Genomic DNA, 25,601 nt, shown 5'->3' with positions numbered 1-25,601 from the left:
GGCGTCCGCCCGCGCTCCCCCCGTAGCGTGCGACTCCATGACAGTGATCGTTCGCGACTTCCGCCCCGAGGACGCCGAGGCCTTCGCCCGCGTACGGCGGCTCGCCCTGCCCGTACTGATCTCCACCGCCGAGTCCGTCGTCCACGACATCACCCACGCCCACCCCGACGCCCACTACCAGCTCCTCGTCGCCGAGGAGGACGGCGAGCTGACCGGCACGGTGCAGATGGGCATCGCCCACGACAGCCCGATTCCGGGGCAGGGGTACCTGAACGTGTACGTGCACCCGGAGCAGGTCCGTCGGGGCGCGGGCAGCCGACTGGTGCGCACCGCCGAGGAGCGTCTGACCGCACTGGGCGCGACAGCACTGTTCAGCTGGGTCCTGGACACCCCCGACAACCGCGCCTTCGCCGAGCGGCGCGGCTACCGCGCGAGCCGCTCGTCCCGCTTCCTCAGCCTCGACCTGGCGCACGGCACGCTCCCGCCCCTCGCCGCGACGCCCCCGGGCGTCGAACTGCGCCCCTCCGCAGCGTGGGCCGACGACCCGCGTCCCCTGTTCGCGCTGGACGCGGAGGCGACGGCGGACGAGCCCAGCGACATCGACGCGGAGCTCGACGACTACGAGCAGTGGCTCCGCGACACCTGGAACCACCCGCTCCTCGACCACGAGCTGACCACGGTGGCCGTCGTGGACGGCACCCCGGCCGCGTTCACCGCGGCCCGCACCGACGGTCAGGGCCGCTACTTCACGGCGATGACGGGCGCCGCGCGGGCCTTCCGCGGCCGGGGCCTGGCCAAGCTCGCCAAGAACGCCTCCCTGCACCGGGCCCGGGCCGCGGGCTGCACGGAGGCGTTCACCGGCAACGACGCGTCCAACGGGCCCATGCTGGCCATCAACAAGTGGCTCGGCTACGTAGAGTGCGTGACGGAGGTGCGCTATGTCCGCGAACTCGGCTGACCCGACGGCTGACCCGGCACCCGACCCCGCGTCCGACCTCGCATCCGACCCGGCGGCCGGCTCGAAGGTTCTCCTGGACGTCGTCCTCGTCAAGGCGGGCCGCACGAAGATCCGCTACCCGGCCGAACTGCTCCACGACGACGGCACCCGCGTCACCGTGCGGGCCTCCTGGGCGGGTGACGGTGTCCGGGACTTCGGCTTCGTACGGTTCGAACCGGGAGACGTCTTCACCGAGTACTACTGGCGGGACCGGTGGTACGCGGTGAAGGAGGTCCGCGATGGGGCGGGCACCCTCAAGGGCTGGTACTGCGACGTCACCCGCCCCGCCGTGCTCTCGGGCGCGGAGCTGGTCGTGGAGGACCTCGACCTGGACCTGTGGCGCTCCGCGGACGGCGGCACCGTACTGCGGCTGGACGAGGACGAGTTCGCGGCGAGCGGCCTCGCGGTCACGGACCCGGATGCCGCCGCGGCGGCCGTCGTCGCCCTGGACGAGCTCGAACTCCTCGCCCGGCGCGACGACCTCACCACCCTGCTGGAGTGACGGTCAGAAACGGGCCACCACCGCGTACCGCTCGTCCTCGACTGTCCGCCCCCACAGCCGGGCGTCGTCCGAGAGCCGCTCCACCCGCACGTCCTGAGTGAGGGGCGCGAGCAGCCCCGTCAGCCGCCCGGCGGATATGCCGACCGGGGCGACAGTCCCCCACACGCCCTCCACCAGCACGAGCCGCCCTTCGGGACGCAGCAACCCGGACCACCCGCGCAGCACGCGCGCCGGGTCCGGCAGCGTCCACAGCACATGGCGGACGAGCACGACGTCGAACCGCTCCTCCCCCACCGGGGGCGCGGCCGCGTCACCGACGAGGAACACCGCGGCCCGGCCGGCGAGCTTGGCGCGGGCCCGGTCGACCATCGCCGGGGAGAGATCGACACCCGTCACCCGGTGTCCCCGCTCGGCGGCGAGAAGCGAGAGGGTTCCCGTCCCGCAGCCGAGATCCAGCACGTCGGCCGGGCGCGGGGGCAGCCAATCGGCCATCCGGTCCGCCCAGGCCCGCCGCACCTCGGGGTCCCGCAGGCCGTGGTCCGGCTCGTCGTCGAAGGTGACGGCCTCGGCGTCCCAGTCGACGTCACGGTTCGTAGTCATGGCCCCACAGTGACACGCGCCACTGACAACCGGATCGTGACAGCCGCCACTGACAGACCGCGAGCGATGAGGAACGCTCCCGGAAAGCGTCCACCTCCGTACGAACGGCGAAGACGGAACCCGGTGGGCACGAGGAGGCAGCCATGCGCCGTACCACCGTGCAGAAGCCCCTGAAGAAGAACGACTCGCGCCGCGTGCGGGAGGAGGCCGACGAGCGCCCGGCAGGGCGCCCGGAGATCCGGAAGGACATCGCGCGCACCTGGTGGCCGGACGCCTGAGCCGCCCGCCTGTCAGTCAGTCAGCCAGCCAGTCAGTCCAGCCGCTTGCGGTAGTGGATCCGGTCGTACGGCCCGTCCACGCGGCGCTCCACGACCTCGTAGCCGAACCTCGGGTACAGCTTCTGGTTCTCCCACATCAGCGCGTTCGTGTAGAGCCTGACCTCGGACAGGCCGAGCGTACGGGCGCGCGCGTCCACGAACTCCAGCAGCCGTCGCCCCACGCCGTATCCGTGCGCGTCGGGGTGGACGGCGATGCTGTCGAGGAACAGATGGTCCTCGTACGCCTCGACGACCACGAGGCCGATCACGGGGTCACCCGTGACGAACACCCGGCCCGCGGCCACGTTCGCCGCGTGGTCCGCCTCCATGGGCACGGGTGCCACTCCGATGCGCTCGATGTACGGCGTGAACGCCGCGTCGGTCACGGCCTTCACGGCGGCCACGTCGGCGGCGACGGCCTGCCGGATCCCCTCGTCGTCCATGCCCGGAACGCTACCTACCTGAGCGCAGCCTGAGCACTCCCTTAAGGCGACCATAAGGATCTCCCTCACCCGCCCCCAGCAGGCGATTCCACGGCTTCCTCGGGCTAGCTTCTGATCACCCCACGGGATTCACGCCACGGTGCTCACCCCACGGTCCGTCCCCCAGGAGATCCCATGCCTGCTCGCCGTAAGGCCACCGCGGTCGCCGCCCTCGGCATGACGCCGCTCGCCCTGACCGCGCTCGCGGGCACGCCCGCCGCCGCCCACGGCTCGATGGGCGACCCGGTCAGCCGGGTCGCACAGTGCCGTGCCGAGGGACCGGAGAGCCCGACGTCGGCCGCGTGCCGGGCGGCGGTCTCGGCCGGTGGTACGCAGGCGCTGTACGACTGGAACGGGGTGCGGATCGGCGAAGCGGCCGGGCGGCACCGGGAGTTGATCCCGGACGGCGAGTTGTGCGGCGCGGGCGACGAGGCGTTCAAGGGGCTCGACCTGCCCCGCGCCGACTGGCCCGCGACGCGGGTGAGCGGCGGCTCGTACACCTTCAGGTACCGGGTGACGGCGCCGCACAAAGGCACGTTCACGGTGTACGTCACCAGGCCCGGGTACGACCCGTCGCGGCCGCTCGCCTGGGACGACCTGGATCTCGCCCGGCCCGTCGCCACGGCCGCCGACCCGGTGGCGTCGGGCGGCTTCTACACCTTCTCCGGCACCCTCCCGGAGCGCTCCGGCAAGCACCTCCTGTACGCGGTGTGGCAGCGCTCGGACAGCCCGGAAGCCTTCTACTCCTGCTCCGACGTGACCTTCGGCAAGAGCTCCGGGCCGTCCGACCCGGCCCCGTCCGACCCGGCCCCGTCCGCCTCCGCGCCGTCCGAGGACCACGTCGTGGACGACGCCGCCAAGTCGGCCGTCGAGCGCAGCGGTCACGGTGACGAGCCCAGCGTCTCCAGCACCTCCGGCTACGGGAACGAGATCCAGCCCGCCGGCGCCGAGGAGAACCTCGCCGAGACGGGCGGCGACCGCGTGACCCCGTACGTCGCGGCCGGCGGGGCGGGCGTCCTGGCGGTCGGTTGCTCGCTGTTGTTCGCGGCGGCTCGCCGCCGCGCCGCACGCGGTCACCGCTGAGGCGGTCCGGCTTCCGGGTTCTGTCCGGCGGCTCAGGCCGGACAGAACCCGGAGAAACACCGTTCACACGTGTCAGCCGAGCACCGAAAGGCACGTCGTCGGCGTGGCGTTGGCCGGGTCCAGGGCGTTGGTCACCTCGTGGAACGCGACGCGGTCGAGGAGCCCGATCGCGGCGTGCTCGGAGAGATCGGTCGCGCACAGGTCCTGGATCACGACGTTGCGCACGTTCGGCCCGCTCAGGAACTGCGACCGGTACGGCGTGACCACCTCGTCGTACTTGGTGGCGATGACCGTGTACTTGACGCCGGGCACGGTGTCGCCGCCCGCGTTGAGCTTGGTGAGGAAGGCGGAGCCCGCGACCTGGTCGGCGAGCGCGGGTGTCGCGGTGGAGAGGAGGTCACCGGCGCCGGGGAAGTGGTCGAGCAGTTGGGTGAGGCCGTTCAGGGTCGTGCCGTGGTTGCTGGGCGCGATGCCGACGAGGGCGTTCACCTCGGCCGCCCCGCCGAGGAACCTGAGGTAGTAGCGGGGCATCATGCCGCCCTGCGAGTGGCCGACGAGGTCGGCTTTCGCGGCACCGGTGGCGGCGAGCACCTTGTCGACGAAGTCGTCGAGTTGCTTGGCCGACTTGTCGATGGGTCCGAGGCCGTTGAAGAACGGGACGCCGGGGAGTTGCCCGTAGTCGAGGGAGTAGACGCAGTAGCCGCGGTTCACCAGGTAGGGGGCGAGCCCGAGCCAGTTGTCGACGGAGTTCGCGAACGTCCCGTGGACGAGGACGACGGGACGGGGGTGGGCGGCGGAGGGTTTGCAGGAGTAGTCGTTCCAGCCGCGGCTCGGGGCCGCTTCGGCCTGTGCGGTGGCGGCGGGGACGAGGGTGGCGGCGGAGGCCAGCAGCAGTGCGGCCAGTGGTCTGAGCACACGTTTCCAGGGCAGCATCGGGTGATCTCCTTGCGGCTCAAGGGAGTTGCGACGACGTACGCCCTGTGATCCGGATCACGAGGATGCTGTTCCACTCGTCAAGTTACGGGCGAGTAGGTGAAGTGGGAAGTTACGGGTCAGTAAAAAACTTGCCGTGACAGCTGTGAGGAACTGGTGCGCACAGCCGCACATGCGATAAGGGGGTTACGGCGAAGGGGGGCCACGAGACCGCGAGTCCGAGTCCCTCGTGCACCACGGCGACGCGGATGCGCATCGGCCGGCCTTCCCTCTCTCCAGTCGCGCGCACAGCCGCCCGCGAGTATCAGCCCGGTGTGACGGAGCAGTCATCCCCACAGGTACTAGGTCGTCCTACTATCTCGTGGACCCGTGCGTGACCGCCGATTCCCGTGCTGGTGCGCCGGATGACAAAGGAGAGGGGATGCCCATGCCCGACACCGAGAAGATCGTGATTCTCGACGGGGCCCGGACACCGGTCGGAAGCTTCGGCGGGGTGTTCAAGGACACTCCGGGCTTCGAACTCGGTGCGACCGCGTCGCGGGAGGCACTGGGGCGCGCGGGAGTCGCCGCGGAGGACATCGGCGAGGTGGTGATGGGCTGTATCGGCCAGGTCGGCCCGGACGCCTACAACGCCCGCCGCGTCGCGTTGGCCGCGGGCCTGCCGAAGAGCGTGCCGGCGTACACGGTGAACAGGCTCTGCGGAAGCGGTCTGCAGGCGATCTGGTCCGCGGCGATGCAGATGCGCTGGGGCGGGCTGGACTTCGCCCTGGCCGGCGGGAACGAGTCGATGACCCGGATGCCCTTCTACGACTTCGGGGCGCGTGCGGGCTACCGGCTCGGCGACCGCACGCTGGCGGACGGCACGGTGTTGATGCTGACCGATCCGTTCCACGGCGTCCACATGGGCATCACGGCGGAGAACGTGGCCGCCAAGTACCAGGTGTCACGCGCGGAGCAGGACGAGTTCGCGGTGGAGTCCCAGCGGCGCGCGGCAACGGAAGCGGCCCGGACGGCGTTCGCCGACGAGATCGTGCCGGTGGAGGCCGGTGGGCGCAAGCCGTTCACGGTGCGCGAGGACGAGCACCCCAAGCCCGGCACCACGGCGGAGACCCTGGCCAGGCTGCGCCCGGCGTTCACCCAGGACGGCACCGTCACCGCCGGCAACGCTTCCGGCATCAATGACGGCGGCGCCGCGGTGGTCCTGGCGCGGGAGTCGGTGGCCAGGGAGCGCGGACTGACGCCGCTGGTGTCGCTGGAGTCGGTGGCGACAGCGGCGATGGAGCCCGAACTCATGGGCTACGCGCCGGTGCTGGCTCTGCAGAAGTTGTTCGCACAGACCGGGACGACTCCTCGCGACATCGACACGATCGAGCTGAACGAGGCATTCGCCTCCCAGGCGGTAGCGGTGATCCGCGACGCCGGACTGAATGCCGAGAAGACCAATCCCTACGGCGGCGCGATCGCACTGGGCCATCCGGTGGGGGCGACCGGCGCGATTCTCTCCCTGCGGGTGGCCAAGGATCTGGTCCGCCGCGACCTCGAACTCGGCATCGTCACCATGTGCATCGGCGGTGGGCAGGCGCTGGCCGCGCTCTTCAGGAGGGCGTGACGGCGTCGGGCAACCGGGACCCAGCCCCTGCGCGGACGAGACGCACGGGCTGGGCAGGAGGCCGGTTGCCGGCGCAGGTCGGTCAGGCGTCGTAGGTGTAGAACCCCCGCCCGCTCTTGCGGCCGAGGTGGCCGGCGGCGACCATGCGGCGCAGCAGGGAGGGGGGTGCGTACAGGGGCTCCTTGAACTCCTCGTACATCGACTCGGCGACCGCCTGGGCGGTGTCGAGGCCGATGAGGTCGAGCAGGCGCAGGGGGCCCATGGGGTGGGCGCAGCCGAGTTCCATGCCCTGGTCGATGTCCTCGGGGCGTGCGGCGCCGGACTCCACCATGCGGACCGCGCTGAGCAGGTAGGGCACGAGGAGCGCGTTGACCACGAAGCCGGAGCGGTCGGGCGCCTGGATGGCCTGCTTGCCCAGTTGTCCGGCGAAGTCGCGGGTGCGTCGCACCGTGTCCTGGCTGGTGGTGAGGGCGGGGATGAGTTCGACCAGCCGCTGTACGGGCACGGGGTTGAAGAAGTGCATGCCGATGACCCGGCCGGGGCGCTCCGTGGCGACGGCGAGGTCCACGATGGGGATGGAGGACGTGTTGGTGGCCAGGATCGCCTCGGGGTCCGCGACCGCCTTGTCCAGGGCCCTCAGCACATCGGTCTTGATATCGCGGTTCTCGGCGACGGCCTCGACGACGAACTGGCACTCCGCCAGGTCACCGATGTCGTGGGTGAAGGAGAGCCGCCCGAGGGCCTGGTCGCGCTGTTCCTCACTGAGCTTGCCGCGCGTCACCCCCTTGTCGAGGGAGGCGGTGAGCCGGCGGCGGCCGGCGTCGACCGCGTCGGGAGTGGCCTCGGCGACGCGGACGTCGATGCCTGCGAGGGCGGCGACTTCGGCGATGCCGGAGCCCATGAGGCCGCAGCCGACGACACCGAGGCGGGTGACGGGATCCATCTGGGGGTCCTCTTTCGTTCGGTTCAGACGTTACGGCGGTACTGGCCGCCGACTTCGAAGAAGGCGTCGGTGATCTGCTGCAGCGAGCAGACCCGGGCGGCGTCCATGAGGACGGCGAAGACGTTGCGGCCGCCCATCGCCGCCTCCTTGAGCTCGGTCAGCGCGGCGTGGGCTTCGTCGCGGTGGGATGCGTGGTATCCGCGTACGCGGTCCAGTTGGGACTGCTTCTCCGCCTCCGTGGCGCGGGCGAGTTCGATGGCGCCGGGTTCGGTGGTGTCGGCGTGGGGGTTGCGGAAGGTGTTGACGCCGATGATGGGCAGGGTGCCGTCGTGCTTGCGCTGCTCGTACAGCATCGACTCGTCCTGGATGCGGCCGCGCTGGTAGCCGGTCTCCATGGCGCCGAGCACTCCCCCGCGTTCGCTGATCCGCTCGAACTCCTGGAGCACGGCCTCCTCGACCAGGTCGGTGAGCTCGTCGACGATGAACGAGCCCTGGAGGGGGTTCTCGTTCATGGCCAGGCCCCACTCGCGGTTGATGATCAGCTGGATGGCCAGGGCCCTGCGGACGGAGTCCTCGGTGGGGGTGGTGACGGCCTCGTCGTAGGCGTTGGTGTGCAGGCTGTTGCAGTTGTCGTAGATGGCGATGAGGGCCTGCAGGGTGGTGCGGATGTCGTTGAAGTCCATCTCCTGGGCGTGCAGGGAGCGTCCGGAGGTCTGGACGTGGTACTTCAGCTTCTGGCTGCGCTCGCCCGCACCGTACTTCTCCTTCATCGCCACCGCCCAGATGCGGCGGGCGACCCGGCCGAGGACGGAGTACTCGGGGTCCATGCCGTTGGAGAAGAAGAACGACAGGTTGGGCGCGAAGTCGTCGATGTGCATGCCCCGGGCGAGGTAGGCCTCGACGTAGGTGAAGCCGTTGGCCAGGGTGAAGGCGAGCTGGCTGATGGGGTTCGCGCCGGCTTCTGCGATGTGGTAGCCGGAGATGGACACCGAGTAGAAGTTGCGGACCTTGTGGGCGATGAACCACTCCTGGATGTCGGCCATCATCCGAAGCGAGAACTCGGTGGAGAACAGGCAGGTGTTCTGGCCCTGGTCCTCCTTGAGGATGTCGGCCTGCACCGTGCCGCGCACGGTCGCCAGCGCGTGGGCGCGCAGTTCGGCCGTCTCCTCGGACGAGGGGTCGCGGCCCTCGGCGGCCCGGAACCGGTCGATCTGCTGGTCGATGGCGGTGTTGAGGAAGAAGGCGAGGATGGTCGGCGCGGGACCGTTGATCGTCATGGAGACCGAGGTCGTCGGCGCGACGAGGTCGAAGCCGTCGTACAGGGCCTTCATGTCCTCCAGGGTGGCCACCGAGACTCCGGAGGTGCCGACCTTGCCGTAGATGTCGGGGCGTTCGTCGGGGTCGCGGCCGTAGAGGGTGACGGAGTCGAAGGCGGTGGACAGCCGGGTGGCGGGCTGGCCCTCGGACAGCAGCTTGAAGCGCCGGTTGGTGCGGAACGGGTCGCCCTCGCCGGCGAACATCCGTGCCGGGTCCTCGCCGTCGCGCTTGAAGGGGAACACCCCGGCGGTGAAGGGGAAGTGGCCGGGCAGGTTCTCCGCGCGCCAGAACCGCACCAGTTCGCCGTGGTCGGTGAAACGGGGCAGGGCGACACGGGGGATCTTGTTGCCGGACAGGGACTCGCGGGTGAGCTTGGTGCGGATCTCCTTGTCCCGGACCGTCACGACCTGCTCGTCGCCCGCGTACGAGGCCACGACGGCCGGCCACTTCTCGATCTGCTCGCCGATCCCGTGCGGGAGCTGCCTGCGGGCGTCCTCGAGCAGCGATGCGACGTTCCCGGCGTCGGAGCCGGCCTCGACGAGTTCGCCGTGGACCGCCTCCAGGCGCTGGACCCGTCGTGCCGCTTCGGCCAGCCGGCCGGTCTGGGCGTGGTAGGCGCGGACGGTGTCGGTGATCTCGGCGAGGTAGCGCACCCGGTCCGCGGGCACCACCTGCCGGATGCCCGAGGAGTGACGTACGTCGACGGGGGCCAGGGTGCCCTCGGACAGCGCCAGTCCCTTCTCCGCCAGGAGGGTCTTCAGGTGCTGGTGGAGCGCGGTGACACCGTCGTCGTTGAAGGTGGCCGCCGAGGTGCCGTACACGGGCATGTCCTCGGGCCGCATGCCGAACGCCTCGCGGTTGCGCACCAGTTGGCGGCCCACGTCGCGCAGGGCGTCCTTGGCTCCGCGCCGCTCGAACTTGTTGATCGCCACCACGTCGGCGAAGTCGAGCATGTCGATCTTCTCCAGCTGCGAGGCGGCGCCGAACTCCGGCGTCATCACATACAGCGAGGTGTCGACGAACGGCACGATCGCCGCGTCGCCCTGGCCGATGCCCGGCGTCTCCACGATCACCAGGTCGAACCCGGCCGCCTTCACCACGTCGATCACATCGGAGAGGTGCTCGGGCAGCTCGCGGCTGCCGCGGGTGGCCAGGCTCCGGAAGAACACCCGGTTCCCGTCCAGGGAGTTCATCCGGATCCGGTCGCCGAGCAACGCCCCGCCGCCCCGGCGCCGCGTCGGGTCGACCGCGATCACCGCGATCCGCAGCTTGTCCTGCTGGTCGACACGGAACCTGCGCACCAACTCGTCGGTGAGCGACGACTTCCCGGAACCGCCGGTGCCGGTGATGCCCAGCACCGGCACGGACCGCGCGGCCGCCGCGGGACGCAGTTGCTGAAGGAACTCCGGGTCCAGCTTTCCGAGTTCGGCGCCGGTGAGGGTGCGGGCGATCGCGAACCGGTCGCCCGCGAGCACCGCCGCGGCGTCGGCCGGCTTGCCGTCCCACAGGTCGAAGTCGCAGTCCCGCACCACCGAGTTGACCATCCCGGCCAGTCCCATCCGCTGCCCGTCCTCCGGGGAGAAGATGGTCACCCCGCTCGCGCGCAGCCGGGCGATCTCCTCGGGCACGATGACACCGCCGCCACCACCCACCACACGGACGTGGTCCGCGCCCTGGGCCCGCAGCGACTCGACCAGGTACTCGAAGTACTCGACATGCCCGCCCTGATAGGACGAGACCGCCACACCGTGCGCGTCCTCCTCCAGCGCGGCGTCCACGACCTCCTGCACGGAGCGGTTGTGCCCGAGATGGATCACCTCGGCTCCCTGCGACTGGAATATCCGCCGCATGATGTTGATCGACGCGTCGTGGCCGTCGAACAGGGCCGACGCTGTGACCAGGCGGACAGGGTGCACGGGGCGATGCAGATCGCTCATGGAGGCCTTCCAGGACGCGTTGGATAACGCCGACAGAATAGATACTAGGACGTCCTAGTAATTCTTGGGCGTGAGGAGAAACACAGCGGGCGAAGGGGTTGGCCCGCCCGGAGCACCGGCCCGCCGGCCGGCCACACGCGGCCGGCCGGTCGGCGACTGGCACACAAGGCGTACGCGTCGCGGATCGGCATCAGGCGCCGCGGGTCGACAACACCGTCGATACCGCGGCGCTGTGACTGAGTGCTTCAGTTGGTTGTGACCGCGCTGCCGTGACGGCTACGAGCGGGAGCGGCACCCCCGCTACGTGGGTGGGCCGAGGAGACACGGATACGCGGTCCACAACTGTCGCGCTACAGGACCCGGTGGTTCAGTCGCGCAGGGGTTGTGAGAGTCGTGCCAGGAGTCCGGCGACGAGGGCGGTCTGGGTGGGGACGGTGTCGGGGTAGATGTATTCGCCCTGGGCGTGGGCGCCGTCGCCGATGGCGCCCATGCCGCACAGGACGGGCAGGCCGAGGGCGGCGACGAAGTTGGCGTCGCTGGCGCCGCCGACGGCGGCGTCGGGCAGGTGGTCGCGGCCTTGTTCGCGGGCGACGTCGCGGGCGAGGTCGAGGAGGGGGGTGGAGGCGGCGTTGAGGGTCATCGGCGGCCGGTTCCAGACGTGTTCGATGTCGATGCGGACGCGGGGGTCGCTGACCTTGACGGCGTCGAAGGCGGCGTCGACGCGGGCCTGTTCGGCCTGGCTGCTGACGCGGATGTCGAGGCTGGCGGTGGCCTGGGCGGCGACGACGTTGGTGGCGGAGCCGCCGTTGATGAGCCCGGTGTTGATCGTGGTGCCCTTCTCGGGGGCGGCGACCGCGGCTGCGGCGAGGACGAACTCGGACAGCGCGGTGATCGCGCTCGCCCCGTCCTGCGGCGCGAGCCCGGCGTGTGCCTCGACGCCGGTGGCGGTGACGCGGAAGATGCCGGTGCCCTTGCGGGCGGTTTTGACCGCGCCGTGGGCGGTCGGCTCCAGCACCAGTGTGGCGTCGGCCTTCCTGGCGACGTCTTCGATCACGGGCCGTGAGGACAGGGAGCCGATTTCCTCGTCGCCGTTGAAGAGGAAGGTGACGGTGGGCACGGGTGCGCCGCTGTCCCGGGCGAGCTTGAGGGCCCAGATGCCTTGGGCCAGGCCGGTCTTCATATCGAAGATGCCCGGTCCGCTGAGCTTCGCCCGGCCGTCGTCGGACGCGGCCGGCTCCGGCTCCTGCCATCGGGCGAGGGTGCCGGTGGGCCATACCGTGTCGTAGTGGCCGACGAGCGCGACGTGCCCCGGGCCGGTGCCGGTGTAGGTGAGGGTGAGGGTGTCGCCGCAGGCGCCGCCGGGGTGGCGCTGTTCGTGGTCGGGCCGGCCGAGTCGGTGGACGGTCAGCTCGCGCAGGAGGTCCAGGCCGACCGCGAGGGCGGGCAGGTCGGAGCTGTTGGTCTCGTGGCGGACGAGGGTCAGGATGTCGGTGACGATCTCCGGCGCGGCCTCCTGGGCGCGGGTGGTGAGGGCGGCGGCGGGCGATGCGGTCATGGTCTGCTTTCTCGTACGAAGAGGTGTGGGGGGTGGTGTATTCCTGGCCGAGCGGGCGGGGTCAGCTGACGCCGAAGGGGATGCCCAGCAGGTACCAGGCGACGAAGAAGGCGATCCAGACGACCCAGACGACGGCGGCGATCGGGATGGTGAAGGAGGCCAGGGTGCCGATGCCGGCGGACTTCTTGTACTGCTGGATGAAGCCGAGCGCCATCACGAAGTACGGGCTCATCGGGGTGACGCAGTTGGTGACGGAGTCGGCGACGCGGTAGACGGCCTGGGTGGTCTCGGGCTCGATGCCGATGAGCATCAGCATGGGCACGAGGACCGGGGCAGCCAGGGCCCACAGGGCGGAGCCGCTGGTGATGACGAGGTTCATGAACGTGATCAGCACGGCGATGCCGACCAGCACCATCCAGCCGTGCAAGTCCAGGTCCCGCAGCATTTCGGCGCCCTTGACGGCGAGGATGTTGCCGATGTTCGTCCACTTGAAGTAGGCGAGGAACTGTGAGATCGCGAAGAACAGCACGAGGATCGGCGCCATTGACCGGGTGCCGTCGACCATCGCGGTGATGATGTCGCGGGCGGCGGAGAACGTGCCGGTGATGCGGCCGTAGACGGTGCCGAGCAGGGCGAAGAACAGGCCCAGGACGAGGGCCATTCCGCCGATCAGGGGTGAGTCGACGATGCCGCCGTGCTCGCCGCGCAGCGGTGAGGCCGAGGGGATCATCGCCGCCGCGAGGAACGCGATGAAGCCGACGGCGACCAGGCCGGTGACGCGCAGGGCGCGGCGCTGCTGCCCGGTGACCTCGATCGCCTCCAGCTCCGCGGCGTTCAGCGCCGTGGTCGGCTCGTCGGGCTGAAGGTCCGAGCGGCGGGCGAGGACCTTGTCGACGACGAGGGTGATCACCAGGGCCACCAGGACGGACGAGCCGAGGCCGAAGAAGTAGTTCGCGACCGGCGTGACGACGTAGTCGGCGTCGATGGTGCGGGCGGCGGCGGTGGAGATCGACGACAGCAGCACGTCGGTCGTGGTCAGCGACGGCGAGGCGTCGTAGCCGGCGGAGATCGATACGTAGGCGACGATGCAGCCGAGCACCGGGCTGCGGCCCGCGGCGCGGAAGATGAGTGCGCCGAGCGGGATGAGGGTGACGTAGGCGGCGTCCCCGGCGACATGGCTGACCATGGCCGTCATCGACAGCGCGAAGGTGAGGTACCGGCCGGGCACCCGCGCGACCATGCGGCGCAGCAGGGTCGAGAACAGCCCGCTCTTCTCGGCGACGGCGATGCCGAACATCACGGTGAGGATGGTGGCCAGCGGCGGGAAGGCCGCGAAGTTGTCGACCGCCCCCCTCGACGGCCATGGTCAGGCCGTCCTTGCTGAGCAGGCTCTCCACCTTGATGGTCTCGTGCGTGCCGGGGTGCACGGCACTGACACCGACCGCCGCCAGCACCGCACTGAGGACGGCGACGAGGCCGGCGAGGATCCAGAACAGCCAGAACGGGTTGGGCAGCTTGTTACCGATCTTCTCGATCGCCGCGAAAGTCCGGAACGCGGTACGCAGGACTCTCGACCGGGGCTCGGTCGGCTGGGGCGGGGCAGAGGTGGCACTCATCGGTACCTCTTCGTGCATTTGAGGGATGTTCCTGCGAACGATGCCACTCAGATGAGAGATTCTCTAGCCCTAGGGCGTAACAGTAGGATTAACCGGCAGTCTAGGGTGTGGTCATGACCCGTCCTCTCCTCGACGAGCTCGACCGGCGCCTTATCGGGGCCCTCCACCTGGCACCCCGGGGCACCTGGGACGACATCGGCGCGATCCTGTCCGCCGATGCCAGCACCCTCAAACGCCGCTACGACCGGCTGCACAAGGCCCGGATGGTCCGCGTGATCGGGCAGGCGGACTGGGGCATGCACTCCACGGCGATGCCGGTCCACGTCTTTCTGGACATCACCGGCGAAACCCCGCTCGCCGTCCTCGACCGGCTCCGTGACCTGCCCCACGTGCAGCTCCTGGCGCAGATCTCCGGCGACTACCCCCTCTACGCCGTCGTCCACGCCCCCTCAGAGGCGGCCACCAGCGAGGCCGTCGACCAGATGTTCTCCATCCCCGGCGTCCGCCGCGTCAACGCCCTGCCCGCCCTGAGCACCCTGCGCCGCGGCATCACCTGGGACCCCCAGTTCCTCACCGACACCGAACGCACCGACCTGCTGAAACTGACCGGCGCCCGCCCCGAGGGCACCGCCACCGCCACCCCACCCGCAAAGCCCCTCAGCGAGGCCGAACGCACCGTCGTCACCGAGCTGATCCACAACGGCCGGGCCTCCGCCGCGGGCATCGGCCGCGCCGCCGGCCTGCCCACCTCCACCGCCCACCGCGTCGTGCGCCGCGTCCTCGACGAGCGATGGGTCCAACCCCGCCTGGAGATCGTCTCCGAATGGCTGGGCTTCCAGACCCCCTTCATGCTCCGCCTACGCGTCGCACCCGGCGAAACCCCCGACGTCATGGCCCGCCTCGACCAGCTCCCCCAGACCCGGCTCGTCGCCCACGTCGCCAGCGACCTGTCCGTCCTCGCCGCCGGCCTGGTCACCGACCGCTCCGCCCTGGCCCACTTCACCGACCACGAACTCGCCCAGATCCCCGGCATCCACACCGTCAGCGTCCACGTCATGCTCGCCGAACCCCGCCGCTACTGGCTCGACCGCGACCTCGCCACCGGCCTCGGCGAATTCCACGCACCATCCCTGCTGTGACGCTCTCTTCCCCGACGTGAACCTCACGGTACGGCGGGCTGTGACTGTCCATGACGACCTGGTGCTCGACGCGGCAGGACGCGGCCCGCCGGGCGCGTGCCCGAGCTGCGCCCGACCTGCCACACGGGTTCACAGCCGCTATTGGCGTCAGACAGCCGACGTGCCGGTGAGCGGGCGGGGACTGATCGTCCGTCTCCACGCGCGTCGGTTCTTCTGCGACCAGCCACCATCCGCAAGGGAACGGCGATCCCTGCCCAAGCAGCGACACCCAACCCTCGCACCCTCACTTCGTTGATCACGCGCCCGCAGGAGCAACTCAGCCCCTCGGACATGGCACGCCTGCAATCCGTACGAAGTGCGTGCCCGGAGATCACTGCATTCTGCGGCCTGGCGCGGGAGTTCACGGCAATGGTGCGCCACCGCCAAGGCCACCTGCTCCAGGAGTGGATCCAGAAAGCCGAGTTGACGGACCCGAGGCCATCGGCATCTTCGCCGACTCCCTCCGCAAGGACCTCGACGCCGTCACCGCCGGCCTCACCCTGCCCTACAGCTCCGGCGTCGTTCGCCGCGGCCTTGGCCGGCTCCAGGGCGGCTGCCACCTTCGGAGTGGCATTCTCCGCGTCCGGGACCCAGAACCCGAAGGCGCGGACCGTCGGCCGGGGCACGGCGGCCTTGGACCGGAGCGCCCAGCTCCGCGGTAAGGACGCGCTGGAGGGTGTCGATGAGCTCGCGGCTGATGTCGCCCGGACGCCGTGTCGTTCTGCAAGCAGAGCAGCATCGCGCAGTCGTCACGGCGCATGGCGGGCCAGGCCATCGGCAGGACGGCGGCCGGGGTGACGGACGGGACGCTCTCCGGCAGGCCGCCCTTTCACCGCCAGCCCGACGCGGCGGCCGACAGCTCGTTGAGGGATGTGCGGTGGCCCGGCCGCGGGGCCCGACGGAGAGGCCATGGTGGTCGCCGTGACCGAGACACTCACTCGTACAGGTGTGAGCGCGACCGAGCTGTAGAGGGCTCCGTGCACAGAACCAGAACACCGGGCCCACACCGTCACCATGACCACTTCAAGACACTGAGCGCCGGGTTGGCCAACTGGCGTACTCAAAGGCCAACTGAGGCGCTCAGTCACAGGCGATCGCTTTCCGGACGTGGCCACTCTCGCCGAAGATTCGGTTGTGTGTTCGAATCGAGTCGCTGACCGGGGCTGATGTGGCTAGAGTAATCGAACGAGCGTACGATGAAGATATCGGACGAACGGGGTGAACTTCCGAAAAGGGGTGGAGTGATGGAGGTGCGGCATGGCGGGCTACGCCCATCTGCACGTCGCGTCCGGTTACTCCGCTCGCTACGGAGCCGCTCATCCCGAACATCTCGTCCGGCGGGCGGCCGAGCGGGGCATGGGGGTACTCGCGCTCACCGACCGGGACACGGTCACTGGTGTCGTCCGGTTCGCGCAGGCGTGCGCCGGCGCGGGAGTCCGACCGGTCTTCGGTGTCGACCTGGCGGTGGAGGCCATCGCGCCCCCGCCGCCCGCCCAGCGGCGCCGCACTCCGGTGCGCGGCGGAGCGCACGTGGCCGAACCGCCGCTGCGGTTCGTGCTGCTCGCGCAGGACCGCGCGGGCTGGGCCCGGCTGTGCCGCATCACCTCGGCCGCCCATGCCGGCACGGCGGCAGGCGGGGTGCCGGTGGTGCCGTGGGAGGCGCTGCGTGAGCACGGCGGCCCCGGCCTGGCCGTGCTGCTGGGTCCGCTGTCGGAGCCGGCGAGGGCACTGGTGGCGGACCGGGAGGACGTCGCGGTGAAGCTGCTCGCGCCATGGCAGGAGATCTTCGGGAGGGGGATCCGGTTGGAAGCTGTCGTGCATAAACGTTTCGGCACTGGTCCGGGGTCGCTTCGTCTGGCAGCCCGCACCCTGTCACTGGCCGATCGCACCGGCACCACGGCCGTGCTCTCCAACGCCGTCCGCTACGCCGACCCCGGCCAGCACCGCATCGCCGACGTCCTCGACGCCGCCCGGCTGCTGCGGCCGATCGACCGGCGGCACCTGGACAGCGGGCAGCGCTGGCTCAAGGACGAGGGAAGGATGGCGGACATCGCGCGGCTGATCGCCGAATGTGCGGGAGCCGGCGCCCGGCGGGCCCGTCGCCTGCTGGCGGACACGGCCGCCACGGCGGCCACGTGCACCGTCGACCCCGTCACCGACCTCGGCCTGGGCACACCGCACCTTCCCGAAGCGGACGTCCTCGGAGCCGGGCCCGTCACGGGCGGCACGGCACAGCTGCTGCGCCGACGGTGCGAGGAAGGCATGGCCCGGCGCGGCCTGGACCGCGACCGAGCCGCGCTCGAGCGGTTGCACGAAGAGCTCTCCGTGATCTCCACACTCGCCTACGACTCGTACTTCCTCGCCGTCGGACAGGTCGTGGCCGACATCCGGGGCAAGGGCATCCGGGTCGCGGCCCGCGGCTCGGGCGCCGGGTCGATGGTCTGCCACGCGCTGGGCATCGCCACCGCCAACCCGCTCGACCACCGTCTGCTGTTCGAACGTTTCCTGAGCGTGCGCCGGGCGTCACTGCCCGACATCGACATCGACGTGGAGTCGGCGAGAAGGCTGGAGTGCTACGACACGATCTTCGACCGGTTCGGCAAGGAGCGCGTGGCCGTCACCGCGATGCCGGAGACCTACCGAGCGCGCAGGGCTCTTCGGGACGCCGGACTCGCCCTGGGGATCGCACCGGCCGAGGTGGACCGGATCGCCAAGAGCTTCCCCCACTTCCGGGCCTCTGACATCACCGCCGCGCTCGCCGAACTGCCCGAGCTGCGGCAGCTGGCGGCCGAAGCGGACCGGTACGGGCCGCTGTGGGAACTCGCCGAAGGCCTCGACTCCCTCGTCCACGGCATGGCCATGCACCCCTGCGGCGTGGTCATCAGCGACGCGACGCTCCTGGACCGCCTGCCGGTGCAGCCCACCCCGCAGGGCGACTACCCCATGGCCATGGCGGCGAAGGAGGAGATCGAGGCACTCGGCAACATCAAACTCGACGTCCTGGGCGTCCGGATGCAGTCCGCGATGGCCCACGCCGTCGCCGAGATCGAACGCACGACAGGCAACCGCATCGACCTGGACGACCCCCGGCAGGTCCCGCTCGACGACGTCTTCGCGTTCAAGCTCATCCAGGAGAGCCGGACCCTGGGCCTGTTCCAACTCGAATCACCTGGCCAGCAAGATCTTCTGTCCCGGCTGCAGCCCCGCGATCCGCAGGACGTCATCGCCGACATCAGCCTCTTCCGCCCCGGCCCGGTCGCCGGCGGCATGCCCGAGCGGTACATCGCCGCCCGCCACGGCGGCACGCCCGTCTACGCCCACCCGGACCTCGAACCGGTGCTCGCCGACACCTACGGCGTGACCATCTGGCACGAGCAGATCATCGAGACGCTGTCGGTCATGACCGGCTGCGACTACGCGCTGGCGGAGATCGCCCGCCGGGCGCTCGGCGAGAAGGACCGGCTGCCCCGGATCAGGGACTGGTTCCACGACCGGGCACGCGCCCGCGGCTACGGCACGGAGGTGCGCGACGAGGTCTGGAGGACCATCGAGGCCTTCGGCGCGTACGGCTTCTGCCGGGCCCACGCGGTCGCCTTCGCCGTACCGGCCCTGCAGAGTGCCTGGCTCAAGGCCCACTACCCGGCGTTCCTGCTGGCCGGCCTGCTCGAACACGACCCCGGTATGTGGCCCAAGCGCGTCCTCGTCTCCGACGCCCGCCGCCACGGCGTACCGGTCCTTCCCGTCGACATCAACCGCTCCAGGGCGCGGCACACCGTGGAGAAGACCGACGGAGAGCGGTGGGGAGTACGGCTCGCGTTGTCCGGGGTGCACGGCATCAGTGAGGGCGAGTGCGCACGGATCGAGGAGGGCCAGCCGTACGGATCGCTGTCGGACTTCTGGCAGCGGGCCCGTCCCAGCAGGCCGGTCGCCGAGCGCCTCGCCGAGATCGGGGCCCTGAGCACCCTCCATGACGGCCGCCTCACGCGACGCGACCTGCTGCTGCAGATCGCCGAACTCCACCGGGCCTCCCGCACCCGGTCCGCGGGCAAGGGCCAGCTGCCCATCGACGTGAACGCCGTCGGAGGAGCGGAGCCGAGCGGTCTGCCGGAGATGACCGGACGCGAGGCCCTGGGCGCGGAGCTGAGCACCCTCGGCATCGACGTCTCCAAGCACCTGATGGGGTACCACCACCGGCTGCTGCGGGAGATCGGCGCGACGGACGCGGCGCATCTGGCCGGGATGCGCGCCGGTCAGCAGGTCCTCGTCGCCGGTGTGCGGGCCTCGACGCAGACCCCGCCGATCGCCAGCGGCAAGCGCATCATCTTCGTCACGCTGGAGGACGGCTCCGGCCTGGTCGACCTGGCGTTCTTCGAGGACTCCCACCCGGCCTGCGCGCACACGGTCTTCCACAGCGGCCTGCTGCTGGTCCGGGGCACGGTCCAGGTGCGCGGCACCCGCCGTACCGTCGTCGGCACCATGGCCTGGGACCTGGACGAGATCGCCGCCGCCCGCCGCGACCGGGGCCCCGAAGCCGCCCTCGCGCTCCTCGGCGCCGACCACCCGCAGCCGACCCCCGCCCAGCCGCAGCCGGCTCCCGCCCAGCCGCACCGCACCCTGGCCAACGGCACCACCGGCGCCCGACTGCATCCGTACGCGGACCTGCAGCCGGCCGGCAGCCGTTCGGCCGATCTGAAGAAGCTGGGCCACCGCAGTCAGGGGAGCGCAGGATGACCGGACGTCGGCGGCACATCGCCCATCTCTACCTGCACGCCTCGCTGAGCGAGGATCAATACGACGACATAATCGAACTGATGTCCGGCATCACGCCTCACGTCCAGGCCGTCCCGCCGAACGCGGTCCAACTCGACCTGACCTCGGCGCTCAGGTACTTCGACCTGTCTCCCTACGATGTGGTCCAGCTGGCGAAGCTCCGCCTGAAGGCCCTGTACGGCATCGACAGCAGCGCCGGCCTCGCGGGCAACCGCATGCTGGCGGCCATGGCGGCCGACGCCTCCGCGCCGGCCGAGACCACCTGGGTCCCCGCCGAACAGGCCGCCGACTGGCTGTACCCGCGACCGGTCACCGCGCTGCCCGGGATCGGCCGCACCACGGCGGAGACGCTCAGCAGGTACGGCCTGCACACCATCGGCCAGATCGTCGACATCCCCGCAGCCACCCTGCAACGCCTCCTCGGCGTCAACCAGGCACGCGTCCTGAGCGAACGTGCCCGAGGGCATGACCCCCGCCCGGTCACTCCCTCGGAGCCGGCAGCTCACCTGACCGCCGACCTCGTGCTGGACCGCGACTGCCTCGACCCGGCACAACACCACCGGGCCGTCCTCGGACTCGCCGACCGGATCGGCGGGCGCCTGCGCAGGGAACGCCAGGTCGCCGGCCGCATCACCCTCACGGTGCGGTATGCCGACCGCAGCTCCACCACGCGCACGCGTTCGCTGCCGGAACCCACCAACCACTCACCCACACTTGCGGCAGCCGGCCTGGGTCTGCTGACCTCCCTCGGGCTGCAGCGGGCGCGCGTCCGCGCCTTCGCGATCCGCGCCGACGACCTCCTGACGGCCGACAGCGTCTACCGTCAGCTCTCCCTGGACCCCGGCGACGCCCGCGTCCGCGCCGCCGAAGCCGCCGCCGACCGCGCTCGCCGCCGCTTCGGACCGGAGGCTGTACGCCCGGCGGCTCTGGCTGATTGACCGCTTCCGCCAAGAACCCGGCGTACGGCCCGACTCGCCCGCCGCCCCGCATTTCCGCAGCTCAGATGCCGTACTCGGCGACGCCTACGACGCGTGGCGATCGGCATCGCGGGGACGTCCGCGATGCCGGTCTCGTCGGGTGGGTGGTTCTCGTGGTGGATCGTCGCCGTGGCAGGTCAGCCCGCCATCTGCCGGATCGGCTCCGGGGTGGCTCCCGTCCGACGGCGCCGGGCGGCGAGGCCGAGTGCGGCGGTGGCGACGGCCCCGGCGAGGGCGAGTACGCCCAGGGCGTTCGCCAGGGTGCCGGCGGCGGAGGCGAGCGCGAGGACCACGAGCGGGCAGAGGAACTGGCCGAGGAAGAAGGAGCCCGTCCACAGGCCGGTGCCGCGGCCACGGTCGGCGTAGTGGAGCTTGGACATGGCGAGGGTGAGCAGGCTCGGCAGCATGATGCCGCTGCCGAGGCAGTTGATCACGGCGCCGATGGTCAGCACGACGGGGTTGGGGGCGAGCCAGATCACCGCGAAGCCGAGGGCGCACAGGCCGAAGGCGGTGGGCAGCCAGGCTTGCGGACTGCGGCCGGCCTTGGCGAAGACGGCGGCGCCGATCACGACCGCGGCGCTGGAGGCGGCTGTGGCCAGTCCGATCACACCGGAGTCGCTCACGCCCATGTCGTCCAGGAGAAACGCCATCTCCACCTGCACGGTGTAGAAGAGGACGGCGCCGAAGAGGGTCAGCGCGCATGTGCCGGCCAGCGGACGCCAGGGGAAGGGCCGCTTGGCCACCGGTTCCGAGGCGGTTGGCGAGGGCTCGTCGGCGCGGTCGGCCGGCCGGGGCCGGGGCAGGAAGGCGGCCATGGCGGGGGCGAGCAGCAGGCTCACGGCGTAGGCCCAGAACGGTGCGCGCCAGCCGGCCGATCCGGCCGCGCCGCCCAGAACGAAGAAGGCCGTCGCGGAGATCGAGGCGCACATCGTCTGCATCGCGAGGTAGCGGTCGCGCTGCCGGCCGGAGTAGTAGTCGCCGATCAGTGTGGTGCAGCAGGTCATGATGGCGGCCTCGGTGACGCCGACGAGGGCGCGGCTGGCGACGATGGCGCCGAGGGAGTCCAGCCACAGGGGCGCGGTGCCGAGGATCGCGTACAGCACGGTCGAGACGACGAGCAGGCGCTTACGGCCGAGCCGGTCGACGAGGACTCCGGCGAAGGGGGCCAGCAGCGCCAGGGAGAGGGCGGGGATGGTCAGGGCCATGGGGACGAGCGCGTCGACGCCCGGCACGTCGGCGAAGTGGTCCTGCATCTGCGGCAGGACGGGGGCGATGAGCACGGCGCCCAGGATGGGCAGACAGGCGCCGGCCATCAGCAGCGTGAGGCGAAGCCGGTGGCCGGGGCCGGACACGGTCTGCTCGGGCCGGCCGTCAGCGACAGCTTCGGACGGAGGGGAAGGGAGCGGGGGCACGGGTGCAGGCATGCGGGAACTCCACGTGGCATGTCGGAAGGGGGACGGGGCGGTGCGGCCGTCGTGGTCGGGCCGTCCGGTACCCGTGGCAGGTTCGGAGCGGGGTGCCGATGACTGCCGGGCGTCGCGGCGGGTCGTCTCGCCGGGCGCCTGCGCGGTCCCGGCAGCGGCTGATGTGGGGGCACCGGCGCCGGGTTGAGACGACTATGGGTCAACGGACAGGTCCTGCCTAGCCCTCATCCGATCGATATCGATGATGTGGATCATCCGGGGCCTGGATGGCTGGCACCTGCATGCCTGACACCCGGATGTCTGGCTCCTGCAGGAGCCGCCGGCTCGGCGCGACCGTGGTGATACGGCCGGGCCCGGAAGCGGCCAGCTCCGCTCCCACGCGGGCCGCGGTCTCACGCAGCCAGATGTGGGCCGCGTCGTGGGTGTGCACCGGGTGCCACCACAGTGCCTGATGAAGAGGGACCGCCCCGTAGGGCGGTTCCATGAGGCGCACGGCGGCCACGCCGCTCAGCAGCTCGGCCAGGCGCTGCTGGACCAGGGCGATCCGGCGGGTGCCCGCGACCAGGAAGGGCAGCGCCTGGAAGCTGTCGACGGAGACCTCCACGCGGGGATCGACGCCGAGCATGCTCAGCTGCCGGGCGGCCGGAGCGTCATAGGCGCGCTGGTACACGACCCAGGGCAGCCGTGCCAGGTCGTCCATGGTCAGCTGGTCACCGACCTCGTCGTTCGTCTCAGCCACCAGGAAGGCCCAGCGGTCGGTGAACAGGTCGACGGCGGGGAAACCGCCGATGATGCCGCGCGGCATCAGCAGCCCGTCTGCGGTGCTGAGCAGCGGTGCCGTGTCCTCCGTGACGTCGATGGGCGTCCGCTGGAAGCGCAGCCGTACCCCCGGAGCCTCGGCGTGCACGGTCCGGGCGAGTTCGGCGCCGAACACGGCGAGGGCGTAGTCGGAGGTGAGCAGGGTGAACTCGTGCTCCTCGCTGCCGGGGGCGAAGTCGGCCCTGCTGCTGAAGACCCGTTCCAGCAGGTCGCAGGCGGTCGAGGTGCGGTCCAGCAGAGCGCGGCCGAGGGCGGTCAGTTCGTACTGCTTGCCGACGCGCGCGAGCAGGTCGTCGTCGAAGTGGCGGCGCAGGCGGGCCAGGGCCGCGCTCATCGCCGGCTGACTGAGCCCGACGCGCTGCCCGGCACGGGTGACGTTGCGTTCCTCCAGCAGGGCGCGCAGGGACAGGACGAGGTTGAGATCGAGGCCGGAGAGGGACACGACGCCTCCAGAGCGAGGCCGCTTGCGGCGGCAGCATCAGCACCACAAATGATCAACATCCAAAGAATCGATTTCCCAGATTACGCGGTGGGGTCCAGATTGGTCTCACCGCAATCTGGAGGACATTCCCGTGAAACCCGCAGCCGCTTCCGCGTCCTTCTCCGGACCCTTCGCCCTTGGTGTTCTCTCCGCCCCTGACCAGGTGCCTTTCCCCGGTCTTGTGATCCCCGGGGGGCGCGTGCTGGATCTTCGTACGGCCCTCGGTGAGCCGGCCCTGACGACCCGGGGGGTCCTGGAGCGCTGGGACGAGATGCTCCCTCGCCTGCACGAGCTCGCGGCCGACGAGACGGCCGACTGGCGACCGTTGGAGCGCCTGCGGGCGCACGCGCCGGTCGAGCCCCGCCAGGTCTTCCAGTCCGGCGCCAACTACCGGCAGCACGTGATCGACCTGGAGGTCGCCCACCGCGCCCCCGACGACCCCCGCACCGTGGAGGAAGCGCGCGCGGAGATCGCCGCGGTCATGGACCGGCGGGCGGCCGAAGACCTGCCGTACGTGTTCATCGGCCTGCCGAGCGCGATCACCGGCCCCTTCGACGACGTCATACTCCCTGACTGGGCCGAACAGCCGGACTGGGAGCTGGAGTTGGCGGCCGTCATCGCCAGGCCCGCCTACCGGGTGACGGTCGAGGAGGCGCTGGGGCACGTCGCCGGCTACACCATCGCCAACGACCTCACCGACCGCGCCACCGTCTTCCGCCGGGACATGAAGGCCATCGGCACCGACTGGCTGCGCTGCAAGAACGCTCCCGGCTTCACCCCGCTCGGCCCGTGGATCGTGCCCGCCGAGTCGATCGCCGACCCGGGTGACCTGCGCGTCACGCTGAAGCTCAACGGCGAGACCATGCAGGACGAGTCCACCAAGGACATGCTCTTCGGCATCGCGCGACTGGTGTCGTACATCTCCCGGACCTCCCGGCTCCTGCCCGGCGACCTGGTGCTCACCGGCAGTCCGGCCGGCAACGGCATGCACTGGGGTCGGCTGCTGCGCGACGGCGACGTCATGGAGGGCTCCATCACGGGTCTGGGCGCGCAGCGCAACCGCTGCGTCGCCGAGAGGACCGCGTCGTGACGGCCCGGCTCGACCCCGCGGACGCCGAGGGCGCGATCAACGAAGCCGCCAAGCGGTACTCCAACTGGGGGCGTTGGGGCGAGGACGACGTCCTCGGCACGCTGAACTTCCTCGACGAGGCCAAGCGCCGCGAGGGCGCGGGACTGGTCCGCCGGGGTGTCAGCTTCTCGCTGTCGCAGCCGTTCGACATGAACGGGCCGCAGAAGGGCTGGCGCCGCCGCACCAACCCCGTCCACACCATGCTCGACACGGGAACGGACGCGGCGCTGGGCAGCCAGGGCTTCCCGCACGGCATCGGCGGCGCCGACGACGTGATCGCGATGCCCCTGCAGTGCTCCACCCAGTGGGACGGGCTCGGGCACATCTTCGACCACGGCAAGGCGTGGAACGGACGCGACGCCGCGAGGACCGTCACCTCCGAGGGTGATCTGGTCACCGGCATCGAGCACATGGCGCCGTACGTCGCCGGGCGCGGGGTCCTCCTCGACGTCGGCCGGGTGATCGGCGACGAACGCGGGGAACTGCCGGACGGTTTCGCGATCACCGAGGAGCACCTGACCGCGACGGCCGAGGCCCACGGCGTGGCCGTAGGCCGCGGGGACATCGTCGTCGTCCGGACCGGGCGGCTGACACGCGCCCGCCGCGAGGGGTGGGGCGACTACGCGGGCGGCGACTCTCCCGGTCTGTCCTTCACCACCGCCGGCTGGCTGCACGCGGGCGAGATCGCCGCGATCGCCACCGACACCTGGGGCTTCGAGGTCCGGCCGAACGAGTTCGAGGGCGCCTTCCAGCCGCTGCACCAGGTCGTCATCCCCAACATGGGCCTGCTGATCGGCGAGATGTGGGACCCCGACGCCCTCGCGGACGACTGCGCCTTCGACGGCGTGTACGAGTTCTGGCTCACCGCCGCACCCCTGCCCATCACCGGAGCCGTCGGCTCCCCCGTCAACCCCGTCGCCGTCAAGTGACCC

General features: G+C 70.9%; 19 protein-coding genes and 2 pseudogenes. 11 read left to right on the top strand and 10 right to left on the bottom strand.

The window, feature by feature from the left end; all coding sequences use genetic code 11:
* Positions 1-37: 37 nt before the first annotated feature.
* Together ACZ49J_RS30775 and ACZ49J_RS30770 are read left to right on the top strand one after the other, a co-directional pair.
* The gene (locus tag ACZ49J_RS30775; protein ID WP_467453803.1) at positions 38-958 is read left to right on the top strand and encodes a GNAT family N-acetyltransferase; all 921 of its coding nucleotides are present in this window, start codon (positions 38-40) and stop codon (positions 956-958) included.
* A complete protein-coding gene (locus ACZ49J_RS30770) occupies positions 939-1,499 on the top strand; it encodes a ribonuclease FAU-1 family protein (protein ID WP_467453804.1) in 561 nt (186 codons plus the stop codon). The genes ACZ49J_RS30775 and ACZ49J_RS30770 overlap by 20 nt, the downstream gene beginning before the upstream one ends.
* A gap of 3 nt (positions 1,500-1,502) precedes the next feature.
* On the opposite strand, the gene ACZ49J_RS30765 is transcribed toward ACZ49J_RS30770, so the two are convergent.
* Positions 1,503-2,099, bottom strand: a complete 597-nt coding sequence (locus ACZ49J_RS30765; RefSeq protein ID WP_467453805.1) for a class I SAM-dependent methyltransferase — start codon at positions 2,097-2,099, stop codon at positions 1,503-1,505.
* Between the two features lie 143 nt (positions 2,100-2,242).
* Between ACZ49J_RS30765 and ACZ49J_RS30760 the strand changes: the two genes are divergently transcribed.
* Positions 2,243-2,377 (top strand): hypothetical protein, encoded by a 135-nt coding sequence (locus ACZ49J_RS30760; protein WP_467453806.1) that lies wholly within the window; start codon positions 2,243-2,245, stop codon positions 2,375-2,377.
* A gap of 32 nt (positions 2,378-2,409) precedes the next feature.
* Here ACZ49J_RS30760 and ACZ49J_RS30755 read toward each other — a convergent pair whose 3' ends face one another.
* Positions 2,410-2,859 carry a GNAT family N-acetyltransferase gene (locus ACZ49J_RS30755; protein ID WP_467453807.1) on the bottom strand — a complete coding sequence of 150 codons (450 nt, stop codon included), beginning with the start codon at positions 2,857-2,859 and terminating at the stop codon, positions 2,410-2,412.
* Positions 2,860-3,033: 174 nt separating this feature from the next.
* Here ACZ49J_RS30755 and ACZ49J_RS30750 point away from each other — a divergent pair, with 174 nt between their 5' ends.
* Positions 3,034-3,981: a lytic polysaccharide monooxygenase auxiliary activity family 9 protein gene (locus tag ACZ49J_RS30750; RefSeq protein ID WP_467453808.1), complete on the top strand. Its 948-nt coding sequence runs from the start codon at positions 3,034-3,036 to the stop codon at positions 3,979-3,981.
* Between the two features lie 72 nt (positions 3,982-4,053).
* On the opposite strand, the gene ACZ49J_RS30745 is transcribed toward ACZ49J_RS30750, so the two are convergent.
* Complete coding sequence (locus tag ACZ49J_RS30745; RefSeq protein ID WP_467453809.1) at positions 4,054-4,914, bottom strand: esterase/lipase family protein; 861 nt, start codon at positions 4,912-4,914, stop codon at positions 4,054-4,056.
* Positions 4,915-5,341: 427 nt separating this feature from the next.
* Here ACZ49J_RS30745 and ACZ49J_RS30740 point away from each other — a divergent pair, with 427 nt between their 5' ends.
* Entirely contained in the window at positions 5,342-6,523 is a 1,182-nt protein-coding gene (locus ACZ49J_RS30740) for a thiolase family protein (RefSeq protein WP_467453810.1), read from the top strand.
* A gap of 82 nt (positions 6,524-6,605) precedes the next feature.
* On the opposite strand, the gene ACZ49J_RS30735 is transcribed toward ACZ49J_RS30740, so the two are convergent.
* The 4 genes and pseudogenes from ACZ49J_RS30735 to ACZ49J_RS30720 form a co-directional block, all read right to left on the bottom strand.
* Complete coding sequence (locus ACZ49J_RS30735) at positions 6,606-7,466, bottom strand: 3-hydroxybutyryl-CoA dehydrogenase (protein ID WP_467453811.1); 861 nt, start codon at positions 7,464-7,466, stop codon at positions 6,606-6,608.
* 23 nt (positions 7,467-7,489) lie between these two features.
* Positions 7,490-10,720: a fused isobutyryl-CoA mutase/GTPase IcmF gene (gene icmF, locus ACZ49J_RS30730; protein ID WP_467453812.1), complete on the bottom strand. Its 3,231-nt coding sequence runs from the start codon at positions 10,718-10,720 to the stop codon at positions 7,490-7,492.
* 367 nt (positions 10,721-11,087) lie between these two features.
* The gene (locus ACZ49J_RS30725) at positions 11,088-12,275 is read right to left on the bottom strand and encodes a M20 family metallopeptidase (protein WP_467453813.1); all 1,188 of its coding nucleotides are present in this window, start codon (positions 12,273-12,275) and stop codon (positions 11,088-11,090) included.
* 61 nt (positions 12,276-12,336) lie between these two features.
* A pseudogene (locus ACZ49J_RS30720) lies at positions 12,337-13,891 on the bottom strand (AbgT family transporter).
* Between the two features lie 113 nt (positions 13,892-14,004).
* Between ACZ49J_RS30720 and ACZ49J_RS30715 the strand changes: the two are divergent.
* Both ACZ49J_RS30715 and ACZ49J_RS30710 read left to right on the top strand, forming a co-directional pair.
* A complete protein-coding gene (locus ACZ49J_RS30715) occupies positions 14,005-15,030 on the top strand; it encodes an Lrp/AsnC family transcriptional regulator (protein ID WP_467453815.1) in 1,026 nt (341 codons plus the stop codon).
* Positions 15,031-15,046: 16 nt separating this feature from the next.
* Positions 15,047-15,325 carry a transposase family protein gene (locus tag ACZ49J_RS30710; RefSeq protein WP_468350948.1) on the top strand — a complete coding sequence of 93 codons (279 nt, stop codon included), beginning with the start codon at positions 15,047-15,049 and terminating at the stop codon, positions 15,323-15,325.
* A gap of 268 nt (positions 15,326-15,593) precedes the next feature.
* Here the strand turns inward: ACZ49J_RS30710 and ACZ49J_RS30705 are convergent.
* Positions 15,594-15,898 (bottom strand): annotated as a pseudogene (locus ACZ49J_RS30705) (DUF5926 family protein); the annotation flags it as partial.
* Positions 15,899-16,326: 428 nt separating this feature from the next.
* Between ACZ49J_RS30705 and ACZ49J_RS30700 the strand changes: the two are divergent.
* Both ACZ49J_RS30700 and ACZ49J_RS30695 read left to right on the top strand, forming a co-directional pair.
* Positions 16,327-19,800: a DNA polymerase III subunit alpha gene (locus ACZ49J_RS30700; protein WP_467453817.1), complete on the top strand. Its 3,474-nt coding sequence runs from the start codon at positions 16,327-16,329 to the stop codon at positions 19,798-19,800.
* Entirely contained in the window at positions 19,797-20,777 is a 981-nt protein-coding gene (locus ACZ49J_RS30695) for a DNA polymerase Y family protein (RefSeq protein ID WP_467453818.1), read from the top strand. The genes ACZ49J_RS30700 and ACZ49J_RS30695 overlap by 4 nt, the downstream gene beginning before the upstream one ends.
* Before the next feature lie 176 nt (positions 20,778-20,953).
* On the opposite strand, the gene ACZ49J_RS30690 is transcribed toward ACZ49J_RS30695, so the two are convergent.
* Positions 20,954-22,240, bottom strand: a complete 1,287-nt coding sequence (locus ACZ49J_RS30690; RefSeq protein ID WP_467453820.1) for an MFS transporter — start codon at positions 22,238-22,240, stop codon at positions 20,954-20,956.
* A 217-nt stretch (positions 22,241-22,457) separates the two neighbouring features.
* On the bottom strand, positions 22,458-23,501 hold the full coding sequence (locus tag ACZ49J_RS30685; protein WP_467453821.1) for a LysR family transcriptional regulator: 1,044 nt from the start codon (positions 23,499-23,501) through the stop codon (positions 22,458-22,460).
* A 130-nt stretch (positions 23,502-23,631) separates the two neighbouring features.
* On the opposite strand from ACZ49J_RS30685, the gene ACZ49J_RS30680 reads away from it, so the two are divergent.
* Positions 23,632-24,630, top strand: coding sequence for a fumarylacetoacetate hydrolase family protein (locus ACZ49J_RS30680; RefSeq protein WP_467453822.1), 999 nt, complete (start codon positions 23,632-23,634; stop codon positions 24,628-24,630).
* Entirely contained in the window at positions 24,627-25,598 is a 972-nt protein-coding gene (locus ACZ49J_RS30675; RefSeq protein WP_467453824.1) for a cyclase family protein, read from the top strand. The genes ACZ49J_RS30680 and ACZ49J_RS30675 overlap by 4 nt, the downstream gene beginning before the upstream one ends.
* Positions 25,599-25,601: the final 3 nt, after the last annotated feature.

The organism is Streptomyces sp. NPDC030840 (assembly GCF_055572015.1).
This window is presented reverse-complemented; position numbering and strand designations above follow the sequence as displayed.

What these genes read in the sequence shown, in the direction of transcription:
- ACZ49J_RS30775 (WP_467453803.1), top strand. Translation starts at nt 38, where the DNA reads ATGACAGTGATCGTTCGCGACTTCCGCCCCGAGGACGCCGAGGCCTTC.
- ACZ49J_RS30770 (WP_467453804.1), top strand. Translation starts at nt 939, where the DNA reads ATGTCCGCGAACTCGGCTGACCCGACGGCTGACCCGGCACCCGACCCC.
- ACZ49J_RS30765 (WP_467453805.1), bottom strand. Translation starts at nt 2,099, where the DNA reads ATGACTACGAACCGTGACGTCGACTGGGACGCCGAGGCCGTCACCTTC.
- ACZ49J_RS30760 (WP_467453806.1), top strand. Translation starts at nt 2,243, where the DNA reads ATGCGCCGTACCACCGTGCAGAAGCCCCTGAAGAAGAACGACTCGCGC.
- ACZ49J_RS30755 (WP_467453807.1), bottom strand. Translation starts at nt 2,859, where the DNA reads ATGGACGACGAGGGGATCCGGCAGGCCGTCGCCGCCGACGTGGCCGCC.
- ACZ49J_RS30750 (WP_467453808.1), top strand. Translation starts at nt 3,034, where the DNA reads ATGCCTGCTCGCCGTAAGGCCACCGCGGTCGCCGCCCTCGGCATGACG.
- ACZ49J_RS30745 (WP_467453809.1), bottom strand. Translation starts at nt 4,914, where the DNA reads ATGCTGCCCTGGAAACGTGTGCTCAGACCACTGGCCGCACTGCTGCTG.
- ACZ49J_RS30740 (WP_467453810.1), top strand. Translation starts at nt 5,342, where the DNA reads ATGCCCGACACCGAGAAGATCGTGATTCTCGACGGGGCCCGGACACCG.
- ACZ49J_RS30735 (WP_467453811.1), bottom strand. Translation starts at nt 7,466, where the DNA reads ATGGATCCCGTCACCCGCCTCGGTGTCGTCGGCTGCGGCCTCATGGGC.
- icmF (WP_467453812.1), bottom strand. Translation starts at nt 10,720, where the DNA reads ATGAGCGATCTGCATCGCCCCGTGCACCCTGTCCGCCTGGTCACAGCG.
- ACZ49J_RS30725 (WP_467453813.1), bottom strand. Translation starts at nt 12,275, where the DNA reads ATGACCGCATCGCCCGCCGCCGCCCTCACCACCCGCGCCCAGGAGGCC.
- ACZ49J_RS30715 (WP_467453815.1), top strand. Translation starts at nt 14,005, where the DNA reads ATGACCCGTCCTCTCCTCGACGAGCTCGACCGGCGCCTTATCGGGGCC.
- ACZ49J_RS30700 (WP_467453817.1), top strand. Translation starts at nt 16,327, where the DNA reads ATGGCGGGCTACGCCCATCTGCACGTCGCGTCCGGTTACTCCGCTCGC.
- ACZ49J_RS30695 (WP_467453818.1), top strand. Translation starts at nt 19,797, where the DNA reads ATGACCGGACGTCGGCGGCACATCGCCCATCTCTACCTGCACGCCTCG.
- ACZ49J_RS30690 (WP_467453820.1), bottom strand. Translation starts at nt 22,240, where the DNA reads ATGCCTGCACCCGTGCCCCCGCTCCCTTCCCCTCCGTCCGAAGCTGTC.